The sequence below is a fragment of the Streptomyces sp. NPDC054047 genome (assembly GCF_055585065.1).
On record NZ_JBVJKV010000011.1, the window covers coordinates 198,337 to 219,884 of the forward strand.

Annotated in this window: 20 protein-coding genes; 6 read left to right on the top strand and 14 right to left on the bottom strand. The window is 70.8% G+C overall.

The window, feature by feature from the left end; genetic code table 11:
* Positions 1-62: 62 nt before the first annotated feature.
* The 4 genes from ACZ6ZP_RS33210 to afsQ1 form a co-directional block, all read right to left on the bottom strand.
* Positions 63-611 (bottom strand): VanZ family protein, encoded by a 549-nt coding sequence (locus ACZ6ZP_RS33210; protein ID WP_383819992.1) that lies wholly within the window; start codon positions 609-611, stop codon positions 63-65.
* A 96-nt stretch (positions 612-707) separates the two neighbouring features.
* Positions 708-1,310: a hypothetical protein gene (locus tag ACZ6ZP_RS33215; protein ID WP_351170732.1), complete on the bottom strand. Its 603-nt coding sequence runs from the start codon at positions 1,308-1,310 to the stop codon at positions 708-710.
* Positions 1,307-2,890, bottom strand: a complete 1,584-nt coding sequence (locus ACZ6ZP_RS33220) for an ATP-binding protein (RefSeq protein ID WP_469409498.1) — start codon at positions 2,888-2,890, stop codon at positions 1,307-1,309. The genes ACZ6ZP_RS33215 and ACZ6ZP_RS33220 overlap by 4 nt, the downstream gene beginning before the upstream one ends.
* The gene (afsQ1, locus tag ACZ6ZP_RS33225) at positions 2,887-3,564 is read right to left on the bottom strand and encodes a two-component system response regulator AfsQ1 (protein WP_030562528.1); all 678 of its coding nucleotides are present in this window, start codon (positions 3,562-3,564) and stop codon (positions 2,887-2,889) included. Before afsQ1 ends, ACZ6ZP_RS33220 begins: the two co-directional genes overlap by 4 nt.
* A 181-nt stretch (positions 3,565-3,745) precedes the next feature.
* Here afsQ1 and ACZ6ZP_RS33230 point away from each other — a divergent pair, with 181 nt between their 5' ends.
* Complete coding sequence (locus ACZ6ZP_RS33230; RefSeq protein WP_351170726.1) at positions 3,746-4,525, top strand: SigE family RNA polymerase sigma factor; 780 nt, start codon at positions 3,746-3,748, stop codon at positions 4,523-4,525.
* Positions 4,526-4,702: 177 nt separating this feature from the next.
* On the opposite strand, the gene ACZ6ZP_RS33235 is transcribed toward ACZ6ZP_RS33230, so the two are convergent.
* Positions 4,703-5,341, bottom strand: a complete 639-nt coding sequence (locus ACZ6ZP_RS33235; protein WP_351170724.1) for a uridine kinase family protein — start codon at positions 5,339-5,341, stop codon at positions 4,703-4,705.
* Between the two features lie 123 nt (positions 5,342-5,464).
* On the opposite strand from ACZ6ZP_RS33235, the gene ACZ6ZP_RS33240 reads away from it, so the two are divergent.
* The gene (locus ACZ6ZP_RS33240; protein ID WP_351170722.1) at positions 5,465-5,866 is read left to right on the top strand and encodes a hypothetical protein; all 402 of its coding nucleotides are present in this window, start codon (positions 5,465-5,467) and stop codon (positions 5,864-5,866) included.
* Positions 5,867-5,961: 95 nt separating this feature from the next.
* Here ACZ6ZP_RS33240 and ACZ6ZP_RS33245 read toward each other — a convergent pair whose 3' ends face one another.
* From ACZ6ZP_RS33245 to deoC, 3 genes are read right to left on the bottom strand one after another with little or no spacing between them, the layout of a single operon-like run.
* A complete protein-coding gene (locus ACZ6ZP_RS33245; protein ID WP_351170720.1) occupies positions 5,962-6,849 on the bottom strand; it encodes an aldehyde dehydrogenase family protein in 888 nt (295 codons plus the stop codon).
* Entirely contained in the window at positions 6,842-8,281 is a 1,440-nt protein-coding gene (locus ACZ6ZP_RS33250) for an aldehyde dehydrogenase family protein (RefSeq protein ID WP_351170718.1), read from the bottom strand. The genes ACZ6ZP_RS33245 and ACZ6ZP_RS33250 overlap by 8 nt, the downstream gene beginning before the upstream one ends.
* 3 nt (positions 8,282-8,284) lie before the next feature.
* Positions 8,285-9,241: a deoxyribose-phosphate aldolase gene (deoC, locus tag ACZ6ZP_RS33255; RefSeq protein WP_383820503.1), complete on the bottom strand. Its 957-nt coding sequence runs from the start codon at positions 9,239-9,241 to the stop codon at positions 8,285-8,287.
* A 145-nt stretch (positions 9,242-9,386) separates the two neighbouring features.
* Here deoC and ACZ6ZP_RS33260 point away from each other — a divergent pair, with 145 nt between their 5' ends.
* Positions 9,387-10,022, top strand: a complete 636-nt coding sequence (locus tag ACZ6ZP_RS33260; RefSeq protein ID WP_351170713.1) for a PH domain-containing protein — start codon at positions 9,387-9,389, stop codon at positions 10,020-10,022.
* Between the two features lie 31 nt (positions 10,023-10,053).
* Here the strand turns inward: ACZ6ZP_RS33260 and ACZ6ZP_RS33265 are convergent, their stop codons facing one another.
* The 4 genes from ACZ6ZP_RS33265 to ACZ6ZP_RS33280 form a co-directional block, all read right to left on the bottom strand.
* Positions 10,054-11,397: a hypothetical protein gene (locus tag ACZ6ZP_RS33265; RefSeq protein ID WP_469409504.1), complete on the bottom strand. Its 1,344-nt coding sequence runs from the start codon at positions 11,395-11,397 to the stop codon at positions 10,054-10,056.
* Positions 11,398-11,539: 142 nt separating this feature from the next.
* Positions 11,540-13,183 carry a phospho-sugar mutase gene (locus ACZ6ZP_RS33270; RefSeq protein ID WP_469409619.1) on the bottom strand — a complete coding sequence of 548 codons (1,644 nt, stop codon included), beginning with the start codon at positions 13,181-13,183 and terminating at the stop codon, positions 11,540-11,542.
* A 703-nt stretch (positions 13,184-13,886) separates the two neighbouring features.
* Positions 13,887-14,711 (bottom strand): purine-nucleoside phosphorylase, encoded by an 825-nt coding sequence (locus ACZ6ZP_RS33275; protein WP_351170710.1) that lies wholly within the window; start codon positions 14,709-14,711, stop codon positions 13,887-13,889.
* A gap of 201 nt (positions 14,712-14,912) precedes the next feature.
* Positions 14,913-15,350, bottom strand: coding sequence for a gamma-glutamylcyclotransferase family protein (locus ACZ6ZP_RS33280; protein ID WP_160506851.1), 438 nt, complete (start codon positions 15,348-15,350; stop codon positions 14,913-14,915).
* A gap of 118 nt (positions 15,351-15,468) precedes the next feature.
* Between ACZ6ZP_RS33280 and ACZ6ZP_RS33285 the strand changes: the two genes are divergently transcribed.
* Together ACZ6ZP_RS33285 and ACZ6ZP_RS33290 are read left to right on the top strand one after the other, a co-directional pair.
* Positions 15,469-16,917 (top strand): NAD(P)H-quinone dehydrogenase, encoded by a 1,449-nt coding sequence (locus ACZ6ZP_RS33285; RefSeq protein WP_351170706.1) that lies wholly within the window; start codon positions 15,469-15,471, stop codon positions 16,915-16,917.
* A 209-nt stretch (positions 16,918-17,126) separates the two neighbouring features.
* Positions 17,127-18,104 (top strand): DeoR/GlpR family DNA-binding transcription regulator, encoded by a 978-nt coding sequence (locus ACZ6ZP_RS33290; RefSeq protein ID WP_351170703.1) that lies wholly within the window; start codon positions 17,127-17,129, stop codon positions 18,102-18,104.
* Here ACZ6ZP_RS33290 and ACZ6ZP_RS33295 read toward each other — a convergent pair.
* Positions 18,090-18,725 (bottom strand): TetR/AcrR family transcriptional regulator, encoded by a 636-nt coding sequence (locus ACZ6ZP_RS33295; RefSeq protein ID WP_351170700.1) that lies wholly within the window; start codon positions 18,723-18,725, stop codon positions 18,090-18,092. The genes ACZ6ZP_RS33290 and ACZ6ZP_RS33295 overlap by 15 nt on opposite strands.
* A 137-nt stretch (positions 18,726-18,862) precedes the next feature.
* A complete protein-coding gene (locus ACZ6ZP_RS33300; protein ID WP_351170697.1) occupies positions 18,863-20,635 on the bottom strand; it encodes an acetyl/propionyl/methylcrotonyl-CoA carboxylase subunit alpha in 1,773 nt (590 codons plus the stop codon).
* Between the two features lie 381 nt (positions 20,636-21,016).
* Between ACZ6ZP_RS33300 and ACZ6ZP_RS33305 the strand changes: the two genes are divergently transcribed.
* Complete coding sequence (locus ACZ6ZP_RS33305) at positions 21,017-21,493, top strand: hypothetical protein (protein ID WP_366462378.1); 477 nt, start codon at positions 21,017-21,019, stop codon at positions 21,491-21,493.
* Positions 21,494-21,548 lie beyond the last annotated feature (55 nt).

The window sequence follows — 21,548 nt, forward strand, 5'->3', positions numbered from 1 at the left end:
AGGTCCGGGGGCGTTTCCCCGATGACTCAAAGTTACGTTCACGAAGCGGGCAAAGCGTCACTCTAGGGTGCGATGCCGACCCTGGGAATCGTCGGGGTCGACCCCTGAGAAGCGTCCTCCCGAAGGAGGGTCGCGCGCTGCCCGAAGTCGTTACGGCGACGGAGCCTGGCCCTGACCGCGGGTACCACGGCGAGATGCGCGAGGGCCACGCCCACGGCGTTCAGGAACAGCGAGTCGATGTCGACGACCTGCCCCGGCACCCCGGTCTGGAGCAGTTCGATGCCGAGCGAGATCAGCGCGCCGGCCGCGACCGTACGCACCAGCGAACCCAGCGGCGAGACGTGGACCCGCCCCCCGGCGAGCGGAAGCAGCAGGCCGAGCGGGGCCAGGAGCAGCAGGCTGCCGCCTATCTGCCGGGCGGCCTGCACAGGCCCGAGCGCCAGATCCGCCTTGATGCCGGCGAACGGCTGAAGGTTCGCCGCGCTGACCCAGGGCACGTCCAGTGGACGCAGAGTGAGCCAGCCGACGAACAGAAGATGCGCGACGAGGAGGAATCCTCCTGCCGCACGGAAGCGGATGGCGGGCCCGTGGCCGCCCGAGCCTTGACGCACGCCCCCCAAGACGCGCCCAGCGGCAGGATCGGTTCCGCGCATCTCCTCCCGGTACGCGGCGGTGTCCTGATCGCACAGGGTGACTGTCCTGTTCGGCTACTTCACCGTCTCGGTGGGCGGAGCCACCGTCCCGGGGCGCTGGCGGACCGCCTGGGTGCATTCGTAGCGGCGCAGCGGGTCGTCGCCGGGGCCGCCCATGATCACCTCGCGGTCGTCGCCGGCCGCCGCGCTGTCCGCGAACGTGCACACGATCTGCGCCAGCGCGAACGCCGACAGGTCCTCCGGGGACGTGCTGAACCGCAGCGCGTCCTCGGGGTCCCCCTTCTCGGGGCCGCTGACGACCGTGCCGCCGCGTACGTCGGTCGCGAAGCCCGCCTGCTTCTCCGGGGCCGACGGTGCGTGCGCGAGCTCGTCCAGGAGCGCCTGAGCGATGCGGACCCGGTCGGTCGTCGCCTTGTCGGTGGGGATGCGCACCGACCGGTCGACGGTCACCAGCTGCGCCGCGCACACCAGGAAGACCTGCACGGGGACGCCGCTGGTGGACTGCGAGGCGATGCTCGACCCGGACATCACGCACGGCACCCGGGAAGGGCCGGGCCCGAAGTCCGTCGGCACCTCCGTCGCGCGGATGCCGCACCCGGCGAGCGTCGCGGTCAGGGCGGTGGCGAGGAGAGCGGCCCGCAGCCGTCGGCGGTTCATCGCTTCTCCCCCTCGACGGCGTCCGCGTCGTCGTCCGTGCCGTCCGCCGCCTCGTCCTCGGGCAGCAGATCCGAGGGATCGCGCGGCAGCCACAGCGTGAACACCGCACCGCCCTTCGCCGAGTTCGCGGCGGTGATCTCGCCGCCGTGGATGTGGGCGTTCTCCAGGGCGATGGAGAGCCCCAGACCGCTGCCCTCCGAACGCGGCCGGGACGCGCTCGCCTTGTAGAACCGGTCGAAGACGTGCGGCAGTACGTCCTCGGGGATGCCGGGGCCGCCGTCGCGCACCGCGATGACGAGCTTCTCGCCCGCGAGCCGCACCGAGACCTCCACCGGCGAACCGCCGTGCTTGAGGGCGTTGCCGATCAGGTTCGCCAGGATCACGTCCAGGCGCCGCGGGTCGAGCCGCACCATGATGCCGCGCTCCGCGTCCAGCTCGACCGCGTCGAGCCAGGCACGGGCGTCGATGCAGGCCGTGATCTGGTCGGCGATGTCGACGTGGTCCAGGACGAGCCTGGCCGTGCCCGCGTCGAAGCGGGTGACCTCCATCAGGTTCTCCACCAGGTCGTTCAGCCGGCGGGTCTCGCTGACCACCAGACGTACGGCGGGCTCGATCATCGGGTCGACGGAACCGGTCTCCGCGTCGAGCTCCTCCTCCAGGACCTCGGTCACCGCGGTGATCGCGGTCAGCGGCGTACGCAGCTCGTGCGACATGTCGGCGACGAAGCGCCGCGACGCCTCGTCACGGGCGCTCATGTCGTCGACCTTCTTCTCCAGGCTCTCGGCGGTCCGGTTGAACGTCCGTGACAGATCGGCCAGTTCATCCGTGCCCGACACCCGAAGGCGCGTGTCCAGCTTGCCCTCGCCGAGCCGCCGCGCCGCGACGCCGAGCCGGTGCACCGGTTTGAGCACGGTGGTCGCCGCGGCCTGCGCGAGCAGCGCGGAACCGATCAGCGCGAGCCCGGTGGCGATCGCGAGCGACCAGCCCAGCGAACTCAGGTCCTTCGCCTCCGGCTCGAGGGACTTGAGCATGTAACCGGTCGGGCCACCGCCGATGACCTTGGCACCGCCCACGAGATACGGGGTGCCGCCGTCCACGGTCCGCTGCCAGTACAGGTGGTAGGGACTCTTGTTGCTGGAGGTGAGCGGCTGTTCCTTGTTCACCGTCTTGCGCAGCGACTTGGGCACGTCGGCGAGCGTGAAGGCGTCCAGGTCGGAGTAGCCCACGATCGTGTCGCCGTCGGCGTCCTTGCCGATCAGGAGCACGCTGTAGCGCTGGCTGCTGTTGGCCATCGTCCCGGCGGCCTGCTGCAGTTCGTCCTGGGTCGGATTGGGCGGCAGCGCGCCTGCGCGGGTCTGCATCTCCTGCTGGAAGTCCTTCAGGGCCGCGTCCTGCGCGCGGGTCAGGACCGCCTCGCGGTTGAGCCAGTACGCGATTCCGGAGGCCGTCACGGCGGCGGTGAGCGCCACCAGGCCGAACACCACGACCAGCCTGAGCCGCAGGCTCGTGAAGCGGAGGCCCGCCATTATCGCCTTGCGCGCCGCGGCCCAACCGCGGAGCTTGTCCTGCGGTTTGGTCACTGAGGAGTGTCCAGCCGGTAGCCGACCCCACGGACCGTACGGATCAGAGTCGGCGAGGACGGCACGTCCTCCACCTTCGCGCGCAGGCGCTGCACACACGCGTCCACGAGCCGGGAGTCGCCGAGGTAGTCGTGCTCCCACACCAGGCGCAGCAACTGCTGCCGCGACAGCGCCTGTCCGGGCCTGCGGCTCAGCTCAAGGAGCAGCCGCAGCTCGGTCGGCGTGAGCTGGAGATCCTCGCCGTTCTTCGTGACGGTCATCGCGGCGCGGTCGATGACGAGCGAACCGAAGGTCGCCGCGTCATTGGCCTCGCGCTCACCGCGCCGCAGGACCGCGCGGATACGGGCGTCGAGCACCCGGCCCTGCACGGGTTTCACGACATAGTCGTCGGCACCGGACTCCAGCCCGACGACCACGTCGATGTCATCGCTGCGCGCGGTCAGCAGGATGATCGGCAACTGGTCGGTGCGCCGGATGCGACGGCACACCTCGAACCCGTCGATGCCCGGCAGCATCACATCCAGCACGATCAGGTCCGGCCGCTGCTCACTGAGCAGCTTCAGGCCGTCCTCGCCGGTGGCAGCAGTAGCCACCCGATGCCCTTGGCGGGTGAGCGAAAGCTCAAGGGCCGTACGGATGGCGTCGTCGTCCTCGATCAGCAACAGGGAAGGCACGGACGTCATTCTGTCCCATGGCAAGGCCACAGTTCGACTGTTGGAGCGCTCCCACACTTCTCCCCTACACATAGAAGGGCTGTTGCAGGCCTGTGACAGTCGGCGGACACCGTCATGAAGTGGGTCCGGCAGAGTTTTGGTCACACGGAAGAAGCCGGACTCCACCGACGGGGGGCGCGAGATGAACACACTGCACAGCACCAGCTCAAGCGCAGTTATCACGCGTCTCCACGACGTGATCCGGACTGCCGAGAGGCACGAGAAGTCCGGTGCCGTGAGCGGGCGGGGGTGCGCTCGCGGCACCGGGCGTCAGCACACCGCGTACATGACGGTGGTTGACGCGTTCCGGGGGGAAACCCACGGGAGCGACGGGGGAACCGATGGGGGGGCTCACGGGGGAGCCGCGTACAGGGAGGACACGGGGGAGCGCACATCCGCGTCGGAGGCGGAGTTCACCGCCTACGTCCAGGAGCGTCGTGCCTCCCTGTACGCAACCGCCTATCACCTGACCGGTGACCGTTTCGAGGCCGAGGACCTGCTCCAGAGCGCCCTCTTCTCGACGTACCGGGCCTGGGACAGGATCAGCGACAAGGCCGCGGTCGGCGGATACCTCCGCCGCACCATGACCAACCTGCACATCAGCGCCTGGCGGCGCCGCAAGCTCAACGAATACCCGACCGAGGAGCTGCCGGAGACGGCGGGCGACACGGACGCGATGCGTGGCACCGAACTCCGTGCGGTTCTCTGGCAGGCCCTGGCCCGCCTCCCCGAACTTCAGCGGACGATGCTGGTCCTGCGCTATTACGAGGGCCGCACGGACCCCGAGATCGCGGACATCCTCGACATCAGTGTGGGCACGGTGAAGTCCAGCATCTGGCGCTCCCTGCGCCGGATGCGCGAGGACGAGGTCCTCAGCTTCGGCCGTGACCAGGAAGAGTCCTTCGGCGAGTTGGTCGCCTAGGGATCACGGGGGCCGCCGCTCCCGGGGGGAGGCGGCGGTTGGAGGGGGATCCGGGGGGATCCACGGGGGAAAACGGGGATCACGGGGGAAACAGGCAGCAGGACCGGAAGGCCGGGGGGTCTTTCCGGTCCTGCTGCCTTTGGTACGCGGTCTCTTCGTACGTGGAGCCCCGTGGAGCTACGCGGCGTCCGCGCGAGCCTTGACGCACCGCCCGGCGGCAGCGGCGGCGACCCGCCCCAACGCCTCGTCCTTCCCGCAGGGGTGAGCGCCCAGCGCGGTCTGCCGGGCGACGATGGCGCGCTCGGCGCGCATCAGCCGCCAGCCGCGCCGCAGCAGGAACGCCACGGACTTGCGGCCCTCGCGCAGATCCCGCAGCAGCCGCCGCCGGAAGGTCGTCGACGGCCGGCCCCGCAGACAGATCGCGTCGGCGAGCACGCCGATCTCCCGGCACCGGCCCACGATGTCCGCCGCGAAGATGCCCTCCGCGATGAAGAGGGGCGTGCGCTCGATGTCCATCGCGCTCTCGCCCGTACGCGAGCTGGTGGCGATGTCGTAGACGGGGACGCGCGTACGTCCCGTGCGGCACAGCTGCTCGATGGCGGCGACGGCGACGTCCGTGTCCCAGGATGCGGGGGAGTCCCAGTCGATGTCGGTGCTGCCGGGGACCAGTGGAAGCGTCGGGTCGCCGGCTTCCTTGTAGAAGTCGTCGAGGCACAGGACGGGCAGTCCGGAGCGGGTGGCGAACGACGACTTGCCTGAGCCCGAGGGACCGGCGAGCAGCACGACTCGGGTGGGTATCGGGGGATGGGAACTCACGAGAGAACAGTGTGCTGCATTGGGCCGCTCAGATGACCCGACGGGTAGGGCTTTGGTGCCCGCACCATCACTCAACTACTCTACGTGGGCAACTGATTACTCAAGAGGATACGGGCGGTACCCATGGCACGGCACGCAACAGCCTCCAAGAACCTCTCCCGAGCCCTCCTGCGCGCGGGTCTGACGGTCACCGTCGCGGGCGCGGCGCTCGGCATCGGCGGGGCGGCGACGGCGAACGCCGCACCCGCGCCCGCCGCCCCCGCGTCCGACAACCTGCCGGCGGCCGGTGAGGGAGTGCTCCGGGCGGTGGAGGAGGTCGCCGCGGGCGGGATCGGCCCCACCAAGGACCTCAAGCTCAACCCGCTCGCCGGGACCGGCGTGGACCCGCTGGACAACGCGGTGGGCACCCGGATCGCGGACTTCAAGCCGGTCTCGACGGCGCCGCTGACCGCGCCGCTGGCCAAGGGCGGCTCGCTGAACGACCTGCCGGTGGTGAGCTCGGCCGCGGCGCTGCTGCCCGGCTAGCCCCAGCGGCGTACCGACGTGGCGAAGCCCCGGACCTCCTGGACGGAGGAGGACCGGGGCTTCGCCGTGCGGGGAGTGGCTCGGTGCGGCAGGCCTCAGTACGAGGAGCCGGACGCGCCCAGCGAACCCGTGGGGTGCCAGACCGTCTTGGTCTCCAGGAAGGCCGTCAGGCGGTGCGTGCCCGGATCGGCCGACCAGTCCACAGGCTGTGGACGGACGACGCGCTTGAGGTTGTCCGCCGCGGCGACCTCGAGATCCTTGGCCAGGGTCTCGTCCTCGACGCCCGCGAGGTCGATCGCGTTCACGTCCTGGTGGGCGGCGAGCGACGGGGTGATCTCCGCCGTCCTGCCCGACAGGATGTTCACGACGCCGCCCGGCAGGTCGGAGGTGGCGAGCACCTCGCCCAGCGAGAGCGCGGGCAGCGGGGAGTCCTCGCTCGCGATCACCACGGCCGTGTTGCCCGTCGCGATCACCGGGGCGATGACGGACACCAGGCCCAGGAACGACGACTTCTGCGGGGCGACGACCGTCACCACGCCCGTCGGCTCGGGCGAGGAGAGGTTGAAGAAGGGGCCCGCGACGGGGTTTCCGCCGCCCACGATCTGGGCGATCTTGTCGGTCCAGCCCGCGTACCAGACCCAGCGGTCGATCGCCGCGTCCACCACGGCGGCGGCCTTGGACTTCGACAGGCCCTCGGCCTCGGCGACCTCACGGACGAACTGGTCCTTGCGGCCCTCCAGCATCTCCGCGACGCGGTAGAGGATCTGGCCGCGCAGATAGGCCGTCTTGCCCGCCCAGGAGCCCTGCGCCTTGCGCGCGGCCACGACCGCGTCACGCGCGTCCTTGCGGGACGAGAGCGGGGCGTTGGCCAGCCACTTGTTCTTGGAGTCCGTCACCTCGTACACCCGGCCGCTCTCGGAACGCGGGAACTTCCCGCCGACGTACAGCTTGTAGGTCTTCAAGACCGTGAGTCGATCAGACATCGAGGTACGCCTCCAGGCCGTGGCGACCGCCCTCGCGGCCGTAACCCGATTCCTTGTAGCCGCCGAAGGGCGAGGTCGGGTCGAACTTGTTGAACGTGTTGGCCCAGATGACGCCCGCGCGCAGGCGATCGGCGACCGCGAGGATGCGGGAGCCCTTCTCCGTCCAGATGCCGGCGGAGAGGCCGTACTGCGTGTTGTTGGCCTTGGCGACGGCCTCTTCCGGCGTACGGAAGGTGAGGACCGAGAGCACCGGGCCGAAGATCTCGTCGCGGGCGACGGTGTGCGCCTGCGTGACGTTCGTGAAGAGCGTCGGCGCGAACCAGTAGCCGGACGAGGGCAGTTCGCACGGGGCGGACCAGCGCTCGGCGCCCTCCGCCTCGCCCGTCTCGGTGAGCGCGGTGATGCGGGCGAGCTGCTCGGCGGAGTTGATCGCGCCGATGTCGGTGTTCTTGTCGAGCGGGTCGCCCAGGCGCAGGGTCGTCAGACGCCGCTTGAGGGCGTCGAGCACCTCGTCCTGGACCGACTCCTGTACGAGGAGGCGCGATCCGGCGCAGCAGACCTGGCCCTGGTTGAAGAAGATGCCGGTGACGATGCCCTCGACGGCCTGGTCGATGGGGGCGTCGTCGAAGACGATGTTCGCGCCCTTGCCGCCCAGTTCGAGCGTGACCTTCTTGTCCGTGCCCGCGACCTGGCGTGCGATGGCCTTGCCGACGGCGGTCGAGCCGGTGAAGGCGACCTTGTTCACGTCCGGGTGGGCGGTCAGGGCCGCGCCCGCGTCGCCGTACCCGGGAAGGATGTTGACGACGCCCTTGGGCAGGCCCGCCTGGCGGCAGATGTCCGCGAAGAAGAGCGCGGAGAGGGGAGTCGTCTCGGCGGGCTTCAGGACGACCGTGTTGCCCGTCGCGAGCGCCGGGGCGATCTTCCACGCCAGCATCAGGAGCGGGAAGTTCCACGGGATGACCTGGCCCGCGACGCCGAGCGGCCTCGGGTCCGCGCCGTACCCCGCGTGGTCGAGCTTGTCGGCCCAGCCCGCGTAGTAGAAGAAGTGCGCGGCGACCAGGGGGAGGTCGGCGTCGCGCGTCTCCTTGATGGGCTTTCCGTTGTCGAGGGTCTCCAGGACGGCCAGTTCGCGGCTGCGCTCCTGGATGATCCGCGCGATGCGGAAGAGGTACTTGGCGCGCTCGGCGCCCGGAAGCGCCGACCACTTCTCGAAGGCCTTGCGGGCGGCCTTCACCGCGCGGTCGACGTCCTCGGACGAGGCCTGCGCGACTTCGGAGAGGACCTCTTCGGTGGAGGGCGAGACGGTCTTGAAGACCTTGCCGTCCGCCGCCTCCACGAACTCGCCGTCGATGAACAGGCCGTACGACGGCGCGATGTCGACGACGGAGCGGGACTCCGGTGCGGGGGCGTACTCAAAGCGTGGGGAAGTCATGGGTCAGTCCACCGTCACGTAGTCGGGGCCGGAGTAGCGGCCCGTGGCCAGCTTCTGGCGCTGCATCAGCAGGTCGTTGAGGAGCGATGAGGCGCCGAAGCGGAACCAGTGGTTGTCCAGCCAGTCCTCGCCCGCTGTCTCGTTCACCAGGACGAGGAACTTGATCGCGTCCTTGGAGGTGCGGATGCCGCCTGCGGGCTTCACCCCGATCTGTACCCCGGTCTGCTCGCGGAAGTCGCGTACGGCCTCCAGCATCAGGAGGGTGTTCGCGGGGGTGGCGTTCACGCCGACCTTGCCGGTCGAGGTCTTGATGAAGTCCGCGCCCGCGAGCATGCCGATCCAGGAGGCACGCCGGATGTTGTCGTACGTGGACAGCTCGCCGGTCTCGAAGATGACCTTGAGCCGGGCCTCGCCGGAGGCTTCCTTCACGGCGCGGATCTGCTCGAACACCGTCATGTAGTCGCCGGAGAGGAAGGCGCCGCGGTCGATGACCATGTCGATCTCGTCGGCACCCGCCGCGACGGCCTCGCGGACGTCACCGAGCTTCACGTCGATGGCGGCGCGGCCCGCGGGGAAGGCGGTCGCGACGGACGCGACCTTGACGCCGCTGTCGCCGACGGCCGCCTTGGCGGTGGCCACCATGTCCGGATAGACGCAGACCGCGGCGGTCTTCGGCGTGCCGCGGTCGGTCGGGTCCGGGTTCACGGCCTTCGCGCCGAGCGCCCGGACCTTGCCCGGGGTGTCGGCGCCCTCCAGCGTCGTCAGGTCGATCATCGAGATGGCGAGATCGATGGCGTACGCCTTCGCCGTGCTCTTGATCGAGCGGGTGCCGAGCGCCGCGGCACGAGCCTCCAGGCCGACCGTGTCGACGCCGGGCAGCCCGTGGAGGAAGCGGCGCAGCGTGCGGTCCGACGCTGTGGCGTCGCTCAGCGCGTGTGCGGGTACGGATGCAGTGGGCATGGTCACGAGGGGAGCATATCTACGCGCGTAGCGGCTGTACAGGGGGCGGGTCGCGACGGAGAGGGGGCGGGCGTCGCGGCAGCCGGGGGGCGTCCCCGGAGGACCCGCAGGCCCCCCGCGTGGGACCTCAGGCAGAATCAGGGGTATGACCGACCCCCAGCACCCCGTGGCGGAGCCCGAGTACAAGGACCGGACGTACCGGTCGTCCGGCGGTATCGCCGGAGGCGTGCTGCTGCTCGCCCTCGGCGGCTGGCTCGGCATCGACGCGATGATCCGCGGCGAGGGCCGCACCCCGTGGCTCGCGCTCGCCGGGCTGCTCCTCGCGGTGCCGCTCGTCGTCGCCTTCACCGTGCGCCCCGCCGTGTACGCCAACGACGACCGCATCCGCATCCGCAACCCCTTCCGGACCATCACGCTGCCGTGGGCGTCCGTCTCGGGTCTGCGCTCCGGGTACTCGAACGAGGTCTTCACCCAGTCCGGCACCAAGTACCAGCTCTGGGCCATCCCGGTCTCCCTCCGCGGCCGCAAGAAGGCCTCCAGGAGGAAGTCGCAGGGGGTGGCCGCGGGCGATCCGGGCTTCCTCGACCCGCGGCGCCCCGGACAGCAGGCGTCCCTCCGCGCGGCCGGCGACCAGATCATGGACGACCTGCGCGAACTCTCCGAGCTCCGCGCCGACGCGAAGACCGCGCAGGGCGAGCCCGAGGTGCGCTGGGGCTACGAGATCATCGCGCCCGCGGTCGCCGGGGCGGTGCTCCTCGCGGTGGTGCTGGCCTTCCTCTAGGGACGCTCACCGGCCTGCCCGAGCGCCGCTCTCACGGCGGGCCCATCCACGCCAGCAGCATGTGGCCCCCGAACGCCGCCGACGTCACCGCCGCGGCCACCATCACCGTCACGGCGACCTGGGTCCGCGCGCGGGCCAGCGCCGCCGCGAGCGGCAGCAGCAGGGGAAAGCCGGGGAGCAGGAAGCGGGCCCGCGGGAAGTAGACCCCCTTGCTGCCGAGCACGATCAGCAGCAGCAAGCCGGTGAAGACCAGCAGCGGCAGCGGCTGACGGTCGCCCACCGACAGGACGAACAGCGCCAGCGACGCGAGCAGTGTCGCCGTCACCATCGTCAGGAACAGCTGCGGCCGTTGGACCGCGAGCAGGTCGTACATGGTCCGCAGGGTGCTCACCCCGCCGTCCCACTCGTTGTGCCACAGCTTCTGTACGGCGAAATAGCCGTCCCAGCGGTCGAGCCGCAGCCCCACCCAGGCGACGTACGCGACCCAGCCGAGCGGGGCGAGCAGGGCGCCCAGGAGGGTGCGCACGGGGAAGCGACCCTCTCCGTGGCCCTCGTGGCCCTCGTGGCCCTCGTAGCCCTTGAAGTCCCTGTAGCCCTCGGAGCCCTTGCGCCGACGTTGCCGGAACAGCGTGAGCAGCGCCGTCAGGGAGACCGCGGCCGCGAGCGCGACGCCCGTGGGGCGGGTCAGGCCCGCGAGCGCGGCCAGCGAGCCCGCCCAGATCCAGCGGCCGGTGAGCACGGCGTACAGCGCCCACGCGGTGAGCGCCGTGAACAGCGACTCCGTGTAGCCCATCCACTGCACGAGCGCGACGGGCAGCGAGCCCCAGAGGGCGGCGAGCAGGACGCCGGTCCTGCGCCCGTGGAGGTGGTCGCCCACCGCGAAGATCCCCCACGCCGCGAGGAACGAGCAGCCGACGGCGACCGCGAGCCCCACGGCCCCGCGCGGCTCCGGGACGATCACGCTGCCGGCCCTGATGAGCAGCGGATGCAGGGGGAAGAAGGCGAGGTTGTTCGCGTCGATCTGGGTGCCCAGGGTGTCCGCGTACCCCTTGTCGGCGATCCTCAGATACCAGTCGCAGTCCCACGACTCCGCCAGCAGGTGCCAGACGCCGCGATGCTCCGTGCGCGCCCAGAGGGCGAAGACCAGGACTCCGAAGAGACGCACGGCGGCGTACGCGAGGAGTGCGGGCGACGCGTGCCGCAGGGCGCGGGCGGCGCGTGCGGGGCGGCCCTGGGTGCGGTTCGGGGTGACGCGGGGGCGGCGGGACGGAGGGACGATCCGGGGCGGGGCGGCGGACGTCGAGGCGGTCGAGGTGTCTGGCGGAGTGTCTGTCGAGGTGTCGGTCGGGGTGTCTGGGGTCGGTCCGTACGGCACTGCGGCAGCTCCCGGAACGTGATCGTGCGCTGCCGGTCACCCTTCCTGGGGGACCGGCAGCGCACCGGATCGCTGCGGCAGCTGCGCCGTCGGAACCACCCGGACGGGTGGCGGCCCTGCGGCCACCCGCCCCGGAGGCCCGCTAGATGCCCGCGGCCGCGGACAGGTCGTTCTTGATCGCTCCGAGGAGGTCCGTCGCCCTGGCGCGGGCGGCGGGCAGGTCGGCCTTCGTCGCCACCGGGACCACCACCTCCAGGTAGCACTTCAGCTTCGGCTCCGTGCCGCTCGGGCGCACGATGACGCGTGCCCCGTCGAGCGTGTAGCGCAGGCCGTCCGTGGGCGGCAGCTTCTCCGTGCCCTGCGTCAGGTCCTCGGCCTTGGTCACGGGCAGGCCCGCGAGCTCCGTCGGCGGCAGCTCGCGCAGGCGGCGCATCGCGTCCGCGATCAGGGAGAGGTCCTCCACGCGGACCGACAGCTGGTCGGTGGCGTGCAGACCGTGCTCCACGGCCAGGTCGTCCAGGAGGTCGAGCAGCGTGCGGCCCTGCTCCTTGAGCTCGGACGCCAGCTCGGTGAGGAGCAGCGCCGCCGTGATGCCGTCCTTGTCGCGTACGCCTTCGGGGTCCACGCAGTAGCCGAGGGCCTCTTCGTAGCCGTAGCGCAGGCCGTCCACGCGGGCGATCCACTTGAAGCCGGTGAGGGTCTCCTCGTACGGGAGGCCCGCCTTCTCCGCGATCCGGCCCAGGAGGGAGGAGGAGACGATCGACTCGGCGAACGTGCCGCGGGCGCCTCTGCGTACGAGGTGGGCAGCGAGGAGCGCGCCGACCTCATCGCCCCGGAGCATGCGCCAGTCGGCGGGGTCTGTGCCGTCCTTGACCGCCGCCGCGCAGCGGTCCGCGTCCGGGTCGTTGGCGATGATCAGGTCCGGGTCCACCTCGCGGGCCTTCGCGAAGGAGAGGTCCATCGCGCCCGGCTCCTCCGGGTTGGGGAACGCGACCGTGGGGAAGTCCGGGTCGGGCTCCGCCTGCTCGGCGACGAGGACCGGGGCGGGGAACCCCGCCCGGTCGAACGCTGCGAGGAGGGTGTCCTTGCCGACCCCGTGCATCGCCGTGTAGACGGTGCGGGCCGTGCGGGGGGAGCCGGGGGCCAGGACGGCGTCCGTGCGGGCCAGATAGGCGTTCAGGACGTCGTCCGAGAGGGTCTCCCAGCCGGTGTCCGGGCGGGGGACGTCGTGCAGCGAGACGATCGCGTCGATCTGCGCCGCGATCTCCGCGTCCGCGGGCGGCACGATCTGGGAGCCGTCGCCCAGGTAGACCTTGTAGCCGTTGTCGCGCGGAGGGTTGTGGCTCGCCGTCACCTCTACGCCCGCGACCGCCCCGAGGTGCCTTATGGCGAAGGCGAGTACGGGGGTGGGGAGGGGGCGGGGGAGTACGGCGGCCTTGAGACCGGCGCCGGTCATGACGGCCGCGGTGTCGCGCGCGAAGTCCTCCGACTTGTAGCGGGCGTCGTAGCCGATCACTACGGGGCCGTCGGTCTGGTTCTTGGACTTGAGGTACGCGGCGAGGCCCGCGGCCGCGCGGATGACTACGGAGCGGTTCATGCGCATGGGGCCCGCGCCGAGTTCGCCGCGGAGGCCGGCGGTGCCGAACTGGAGGGTGCCGCCGAAGCGGGCGGCCAGCTCTTCGGTGTCCCCGCCGTCGATGAGCTTGGCGAGCTCGTCGCGGGTGTCGGGGTCCGGGTCCTCGGCCAGCCAGGCCTGGGCCCGCGCGATGAGTTCAGAGTCGTCCAACACGTGACGTCAGCCTCTCGTATGCGGAGTTCTATTGCGGGGCGCTCCGGGTACCCCTACCCGGGGTACGGCCCTACGGGGGTTCTTCGGCCCGCCCCGGGTACGCCCCCTACCTACCCGGCGCGGCGGCCCTGCGGGCGCATTTGCAACTGGGCCGGGTGCGCCCCCTGCCGACCCGGTGCGGCTGGTTCGTCCTGCCGCGCCTATCCGGTGCGGCTGGTTCGGGGCTTCCCTGTCCCGCCGCTACCCACCCGGTGCGGCTCGTTCGGGACTTCCCTGTCCCGCTGCACCTACCTGGTGCGGCTCGTTCGTGGCTTCCCTGTCCCGTCGCTCCGCGACGGAGCTTTCCCGCCCACCCACCCGATCACCCCGCAGCTCCCGGGCAATCGGGTGGGCGGGCGGGAAAGCTTGTGCGGCAATGGGTGCTGCTGCCGCTGCGAGGCAACTGGGCGGTGGTCCCGGTGCTGCGGGGCGATCGGGCGGGTGGGCGGGAAGGCTTGTGCGGCAGCGGGCAATGCTGCGGGGCGATCGGGTGGGCGGGTGGGAGAAGCCCGCGCGGCAGCGAGCACCGCACGCCACCCCACCCAGCACCCCGGCAGAGGCACCCCGCCAGGCAAGGCACCCCGCCAGGCAAGGCAACACCCCCACCAGCAAGGCGCCCCCGCCAGGCAAGGCGCCCCCGCCAGACAAGGGCCCCCGCCCGCTAAATGCGGCCCAAGACCTGACCCAGCAGCTCCCCCATGCGGGTAGCGCTGTCGCGGCCCGCCTGGAGGACCTCCTCGTGGTTGAGGGGCTCGCCCGTCATGCCCGCGGCGAGGTTCGTGACCAGGGAGATGCCGAGCACCTCCGCGCCGGCCTCGCGCGCGGCGATCGCCTCGAGGACCGTCGACATGCCCACCAGGTCCGCACCGATCGTGCGGGCCATGCGGACCTCGGCCGGAGTCTCGTAGTGCGGGCCGGGGAACTGCGCGTAGACGCCCTCTTCGAGAGAGGGGTCGATCTCCTTGCAGAGGGTGCGCAGACGCGGCGAGTACAGGTCCGTGAGGTCCACGAAGTTCGCGCCGACGATCGGCGACGTGGCCGTCAGGTTGAGGTGATCGCTGATCAGGACCGGCTGACCGGGGCGCATGCCGTCCCGCAGACCGCCGCAGCCGTTCGTCAGCACGATCGTCTTGCAGCCCGCGGCCACGGCCGTCCGCACGCCGTGCGCGACGGAGGCCACGCCACGGCCCTCGTAGTAGTGGGTGCGGCCCAGGAAGACCAGGGCGCGCTTGTCGCCGACCGTGAAGGAGCGGATGCGGCCGCCGTGGCCCTCCACCGCCGGCGGCGGGAAGCCGGGCAGTTCGGTGACGGGGAACTCGGCGTCGGGCACGCCGAGCGCGTCCACCGCCGGTGCCCAGCCGGAGCCCATCACGAGGGCTACGTCGTGGGTCTCGGCACCCGTCAGCTCACGCAGGCGCGCGGCGGCGGCGTCGGCGGCGGCGTAGGGGTCGCCCTGGATGTCGTCCGGAATAACTGAAGCGTTCACGCGGACGAGAGTAGCCGCTCGTGCCCTACGCGCGTAGATGACGATGCTCACGGGATTCGGATCGTTGTCTTGTCGTTTCCGACGAGAGGTTCGACGAGAGGTTCGACGAGAGGTTCAACGAGAGGTTCAACGAGAGGTTCGAGGGGGCGAGGAAGGTTCGAAGAGGGGCGCGGCGCGCGCCACAGCCCGGGGCAGGCGCCCCTAGCAGGGCCGCTTCCGCAGCTCCATCACGTAGTCGTGGGGCGCTCCCGCGGTCTCCGCAGCGTCGGCGAGCTCCCCCAGATAGCGCGCGGACGGCAGGCCGCCCTCGTATCCGTTGAGCACGTACACCCAGGCGGGTTCCTCGCCGTCCAGGGTGTGCACGCGCACCCGCATCCGCCGGTAGACGTCGAGCCCCACGCCCTCCCACCGGTCCAGGGAGTCCTCGTCCATGGGGGCGACGTCGTACAGCGTGACGAAGACCTGGGAACGCGGCGCCTCCACGATGGTGGCCAGCGCGCCCTCCCACCCCATGTGCTCCCCGCCGAAGGTCAGCCGCCAGCCGTTCAGCCAGCCGGTCTGGCGCAGCGGCGAGTGCGGGGCGCGGCGTGACATGAGCCGCGGATCCAGATTGCCGGCGTACGCGGCGTAGAGCGACATGGGGTCGAGGGTACGGCAGCCGACGCGTGCGTCCCTCCGGTAACGGAAGTGCCCTTCTTGTAGGGAGAACGGCCCGGATGGAGCCCCCGGGGCGAAGCACCTTGAAGCGTGCGGGACAATGGAGTACGTGACTCGGATCGTGATCATTGGCGGCGGACCCGGCGGATACGAGGCGGCACTCGTTGCCGCCCAGCTCGGCGCGGAGGTGACCGTCGTCGACTGCGACGGTCTGGGCGGGGCGTCGGTGCTCACCGACTGCGTCCCGTCCAAGACTCTGATCGCCACGGCCGAGGTGATGACCAGCTTCGACTCCTCCTACGAGGAGCTCGGCATCATCGTCGCGGACGACACTCCGCACATCGACAGCCCGGCGCGCGTCGTCGGCGTCGACCTCGGCAAGGTCAACCGGCGTGTGAAGCGCCTGGCGCTCGCGCAGTCCCACGACATCACCGCCTCCGTCACGCGGGCCGGCGCCCGCGTGCTGCGCGGCCGTGGCCGCCTGGAGGGCCAGCAGGACACCGACGGCTCGCGCAAGGTCGTCGTGCGCGCGGCCGACGGGAGCGAGGAGACCCTCGTCGCCGACGCGGTCCTGATCGCCACCGGCGGGCACCCGCGCGAGGTCCCCGACGCGCTGCCCGACGGCGAGCGGATCCTGAACTGGACCCAGGTGTACGACCTGGACGAGCTCCCCGAAGAGCTCATCGTGGTCGGTTCCGGTGTCACCGGTGCCGAGTTCGCCGGCGCCTATCAGGCGCTCGGGTCGAACGTCACGCTCGTGTCGAGCCGTGACCGCGTGCTGCCCGGCGAGGACCCGGACGCCGCCGCCGTCCTGGAGGACGTCTTCCGGCGCCGCGGCATGAACGTCATGTCGCGCTCGCGCGCCGCCTCCGCCAAGCGCGTGGGCGACCGCGTGGAGGTGACGCTCGACGACGGCCGCGTCATCACCGGTACGCACTGTCTGATGGCTGTCGGTGCCATCCCGAACAGCAGCGGCATGGGCCTGGAGGAGGCCGGGGTCAAGCTCAAGGACTCCGGGCACATCTGGACCGACAAGGTGTCGCGCACGTCCGCGCCGGGTGTGTACGCCGCCGGTGACGTGACCGGGATCTTCGCGCTCGCCTCCGTGGCCGCCATGCAGGGCCGCATCGCGATGTACCACTTCCTGGGCGACGCGGTGCAGCCGCTGAACCTGAAGACCGTGTCGTCGAACGTCTTCACCGACCCGGAGATCGCGACCGTCGGCTACAGCCAGTCCGACGTCGACGGCGGCAAGATCGACGCCCGCGTCGTCAAGCTGCCGCTCCTGCGCAACCCGCGCGCGAAGATGCAGGGCATCCGCGACGGCTTCGTCAAGATCTTCTGCCGTCCCGGTACGGGCATCGTGGTGGGCGGTGTGGTCGTCGCGCCGCGCGCCTCGGAACTGATCCACCCCATCTCGATCGCGGTCGACAACAATCTGACGGTCGAGCAGATCGCGAATGCGTTCACCGTGTATCCATCCCTTTCGGGCTCGATCGCCGAGGTCGCGCGTCAACTTCACACGCGGAAGTCGGCGGGCGAAGCCTGATCGCGGACTGATCGTCGGTTGATCGCCGACTGATCGGCGTCCGGCGGGGTATCAACTCTGCGCAGGTCACGGGCTGTTGTCGCCCATTCGCCCGGCATAGGCGGGGTGAGTAGGCGCCTATACCACTTCCCACCCAACTGTGCGAACAACTTCTGTAATTCGGCGCAAACTGCTGAAAGCAGACGGTCGTTGGGGTTACTGTCAGTTTCGTGTTCGCTGCAGAACGTCGCCAATTGATCCTCGAAATGGTGCGGGCCAACGGAGCTGTATCGCTCCGGGAGCTCGCCCGCGTCGTCCAGACCTCCGAAGTGACCGTACGGCGGGACGTGCGCGCGCTGGAGGCAGAAGGACTCCTCGACCGCAGACATGGCGGTGCGGTATTGCCGGGCGGATTCACGCGGGAGTCCGGCTTTCCGCAGAAATCACATCTCGCGACCGCCGAGAAGACGGCTATCGCCGATCTCGCGGCGGGACTCGTCGAAGAAGGCGAAGCCATCGTCGTCGGGGCGGGTACGACCACGCAGGAGCTGGCCCGACGGCTCGCGCGGGTACCCGGTCTGACCGTCGTCACCAATTCCCTCTTGGTGGCACAGGCCCTGGCCCATGCCAACCGCGTCGAGGTCGTCATGACCGGCGGCACTCTGCGCGGGTCCAACTACGCACTTGTGGGCAGCGGGGCCGAACAGTCCCTGCAGGGACTGCGGGTGTCGCGCGCCTTCTTGTCGGGCAGTGGTCTGACCGCCGAGCGCGGGCTCTCCACGTCCAACATGCTCTCGGCGAGCGTGGACCGTGCGCTCGTCCAGGCGGCCGCCGAGGTGGTGGTCCTCGCCGACCACACCAAGCTCGGCACCGACACGATGTTCCAGACGGTGCCGACGGACGTCATCACCCGTCTGGTCACGGACGAGCCGCCCACGCACGACGACCGTGCGGCCACCGAGCTGCAGGCCCTGGCCGACCAGGGTGTGCAGATCGCGGTCGCGGGCGGGAGCGCGAGCCCCAACTCCGGATCAGGGGTGGATTCCGTCCCGGCGCGGCAGTCGCGCCGGGACGTGCCACTGCCGGGTCAGCGCCGCAACCACGGCGGTCACGGGTCGGGACCCGGTGCGCAGTTGCGCAGTGCGGTGCTCGGGGAGCAGCAGCCCGGGGAGCGTGCCGCGCGGGTGGCGGATCTACGCCGCCGCTGAACCGGTCGCGGGGCCGGGCTCGTCCGGTGCCGACCCTTCGGGCTTCAGGCCGCGCAGGGTCAGCATCAGGAGGCGGTCGGCCAACTCGGGCTCGTCGGGGGTCTCTTCGGCGGCCAGCGCGATCGCGTTGGTCAGCTGCATCAGATCGGCGATCGAGACACCGGGGCGTACGGCACCTGCCTGCTGTGCCCGCACGAGCAGGGCCGTGCCCGCCTCGCGCATCGGCCTGCTGCATCGGGAGAGTGCCGAACTGTCGTCGTGCGACGCCGACATGAGGGCGCGGGAGAGCCCGCGGTACTCACCCGCATGAGTGATGATGGCGCGGAGCCAGGTCACCAGGGCCGAGCAGGGCTGCGGATCTTTCAGGAGCGCGCGGGAGCGGTCCAGGAGATCACTCACCGCCTCTTCGAAGACGGCGCTCATCAGGGCGTGCCGGTTGGGGAAGTGGCGGTAGAGGGTGCCGATGCCCACGTTCGCGTGGCGGGCGATGTCCTCCAGCGAGGCGTCCGTGCCGTGCTCCGCGAAGGCGGTGCGGGCCTCTGCGAGGAGCCGGTCGTAATTGCGGCGCGCGTCGGCTCTTTTCGAGCGGGGGCGCTCTTGCGGGCTCTCTGCCTCTGCCATGGCGTGCCTCCCTGAACGTACGCGTGCTTCAAGTCTGCCCGAAGCGTGCGTGCCGCCTGTCACCGGCTTCGCCGAGTTCGTCCTCAAGCGCCGGACGGGCTGAACATTCAGCCCGTCCGGCGCCCGATGGCCGAGGACTAGTCCTTGATCTCGCAGATCACCGCGCCGGAGGTCAGGCTCGCGCCCACCTCCGCCGTGAGGCCCTTGATGGTGCCCGAGCGGTGTGCGTTCAGGGGCTGTTCCATCTTCATGGCCTCCAGGACGACGATCAGGTCGCCCTCCTGGACCTCCTGGCCCTCCTCGACCGCGATCTTGACGATCGTGCCCTGCATGGGCGAGGCCAGGGTGTCACCGGAAGCCGCCGGGCCCGACTTCTTCGCCGCGCGCCGCTTGGGGCGGGCGCCGCCCGCCGCCGCGGTGCGGGCGATGGTCATGCCCAGCGAGGAGGGCAGCGAGACCTCCAGGCGCTTGCCGCCGACCTCGACGACCACCGTCTCGCGGCCCGGCTCCTCGTCCGTCTCGGTGTCGGTCGCCGCGGCGAACGCGGGGATCTCGTTGACGAACTCGGTCTCGATCCACCGGGTGTGGATCGTGAACGGGTCGGCGGAGCCGGTCAGTTCGGGGGCGAAGGCCGGGTCCTTGACGACCGCGCGGTGGAAGGGGATGGCCGTGGCCATGCCCTCCACGTTGAACTCCTCCAGGGCGCGCGCGGCGCGCTGCAGGGCCTGCTCGCGCGTCGCGCCGGTCACGATCAGCTTGGCGAGGAGCGAGTCCCACGCCGGGCCGATCACGGAGCCGGACTCCACGCCCGCGTCCAGGCGCACGCCCGGACCCGACGGCGGGGCGAAGACGGTGACGGTGCCCGGTGCCGGCAGGAAACCGCGGCCCGGGTCCTCGCCGTTGATGCGGAACTCGAAGGAGTGGCCCCGCAGTTCGGGGTCTCCGTAGCCCAGCTCCTCGCCGTCCGCGACGCGGAACATCTCGCGGACCAGGTCGATGCCGGTGACCTCTTCGGTGACCGGGTGCTCCACCTGCAGACGGGTGTTGACCTCCAGGAAGGAGATCGTGCCGTCGACGCCGACGAGGAACTCGACGGTGCCGGCGCCCACATAGCCGGCCTCCTTGAGGATGGCCTTGGACGCCGCGTACAGCTCGGCGTTCTGGGCCTCGCTCAGGAACGGCGCGGGGGCCTCCTCCACCAGCTTCTGGTGGCGGCGCTGAAGCGAGCAGTCACGGGTCGAGACGACCACCACGTTGCCGTGCTGGTCGGCCAGGCACTGGGTCTCCACGTGCCGCGGCTTGTCGAGGTAGCGCTCCACGAAGCACTCGCCACGGCCGAAGGCCGCGACGGCCTCGCGCACCGCGGAGTCGTACAGCTCGGGCACCTCTTCGAGGGTCCGGGCCACCTTGAGACCGCGTCCGCCGCCACCGAAGGCGGCCTTGATCGCGATCGGCAGTCCGTGCTCCTCGGCGAAGGCCACGACCTCGTCCGAACCGCTCACGGGGTCCGGCGTACCGGCCACGAGCGGGGCACCCGCGCGCTGCGCGATGTGCCGGGCGGCGACCTTGTCACCCAGGTCACGAATTGCTTGCGGCGGCGGGCCGATCCAGATCAGACCCGCGTCCAGAACGGCCTGCGCGAAGTCGGCGTTCTCCGAAAGGAAGCCGTAGCCGGGGTGGATCGCGTCCGCCCCCGCGTCCTTGGCCGCTGCCAGCACCTTGGAGATGTCCAAGTAGCTGGTGGCCGGAGTGTCACCGCCCAGCGCGAACGCCTCATCTGCCGCACGTACATGCAGAGCGTCCCGGTCAGGATCTGCGTAGACGGCTACGCTCGCGATCCCTGCATCCCGGCATGCCCGAGCAACGCGGACAGCGATTTCGCCACGGTTGGCGATGAGCACCTTGCGCACGATGGCTCCCTCCTTGAAACAAGCCGAGTTTAGGGACTGCCGACACGACCTTTCGACCCGTCCCCAATGGTGAGCTTGCCCACACGGAGCGTGATCCGGGGCCTGCCCGTCCGCGAAATCCCTTGTCGCACCACGGTACGCAGGGTCCCTTCGAGGCAGACTAACGCGCCGGTGTGGTCAAGGTCTCTGTGAGGGCGTGCTGCGGCAGAGGGCCATTCTTTGTCGAGTCCCTACGAATGGCCCAATGATTCTTTGCCTTCGGCAGGGCCCTTGTCCCTCGGTTTACCCTCCCCCGAGCTCTTAACGAGCAGGGGGTGCCCCCATGTAGCGTTCGCGATGTCTGGCACGTACTGGCGGTAACAGCGGAAGTGGGTGGGCGCCGTGGCGCGTAGACCGGTGGCCTGGGTGGGCGCGATCGTGCTCCTGGTGGAGGCGGTGGGCATCGCGTTGCTCAACTGGTTCCTCGGCCTCGTCGTGAACAAGCAGGACATGTCGCTCGCCGGCCTCGACCCGCACGCGATGTCCGTGTCGACGTGGATCGCGGGCGGCGTCTTCGGCTGCTACCTCGCGCTGTGCGCCGTCGTCATGCTGCGCTCGGCGATACGCGACCGCGCGCCGGGCCGCCTCGGCCGGCTGCTCCTGATCAGCGCCGCCGTGGTGCACGCGCTGCTCGGGGCGTTCTCCGTCGGCCTGGTGGGCTGGCCCGCCTTCGCCTTCATGATGGTCGTGCTCGGCCTGATCGTGCTCACGCTGGTGGCATACGACAAGAAGCCCGACGAGGTCGCCGACGGGCCCCGCGCGAGCAACGGGGCAGCGGGCGGTGGCGCGCCGGAGAACGGCGCTCCACAGCCCGCCTGAGAGCCCTCCTGGGGCCGCTGAGGTAGCCGGGGCCGCCGCTGAGGTCGCCCGGGAC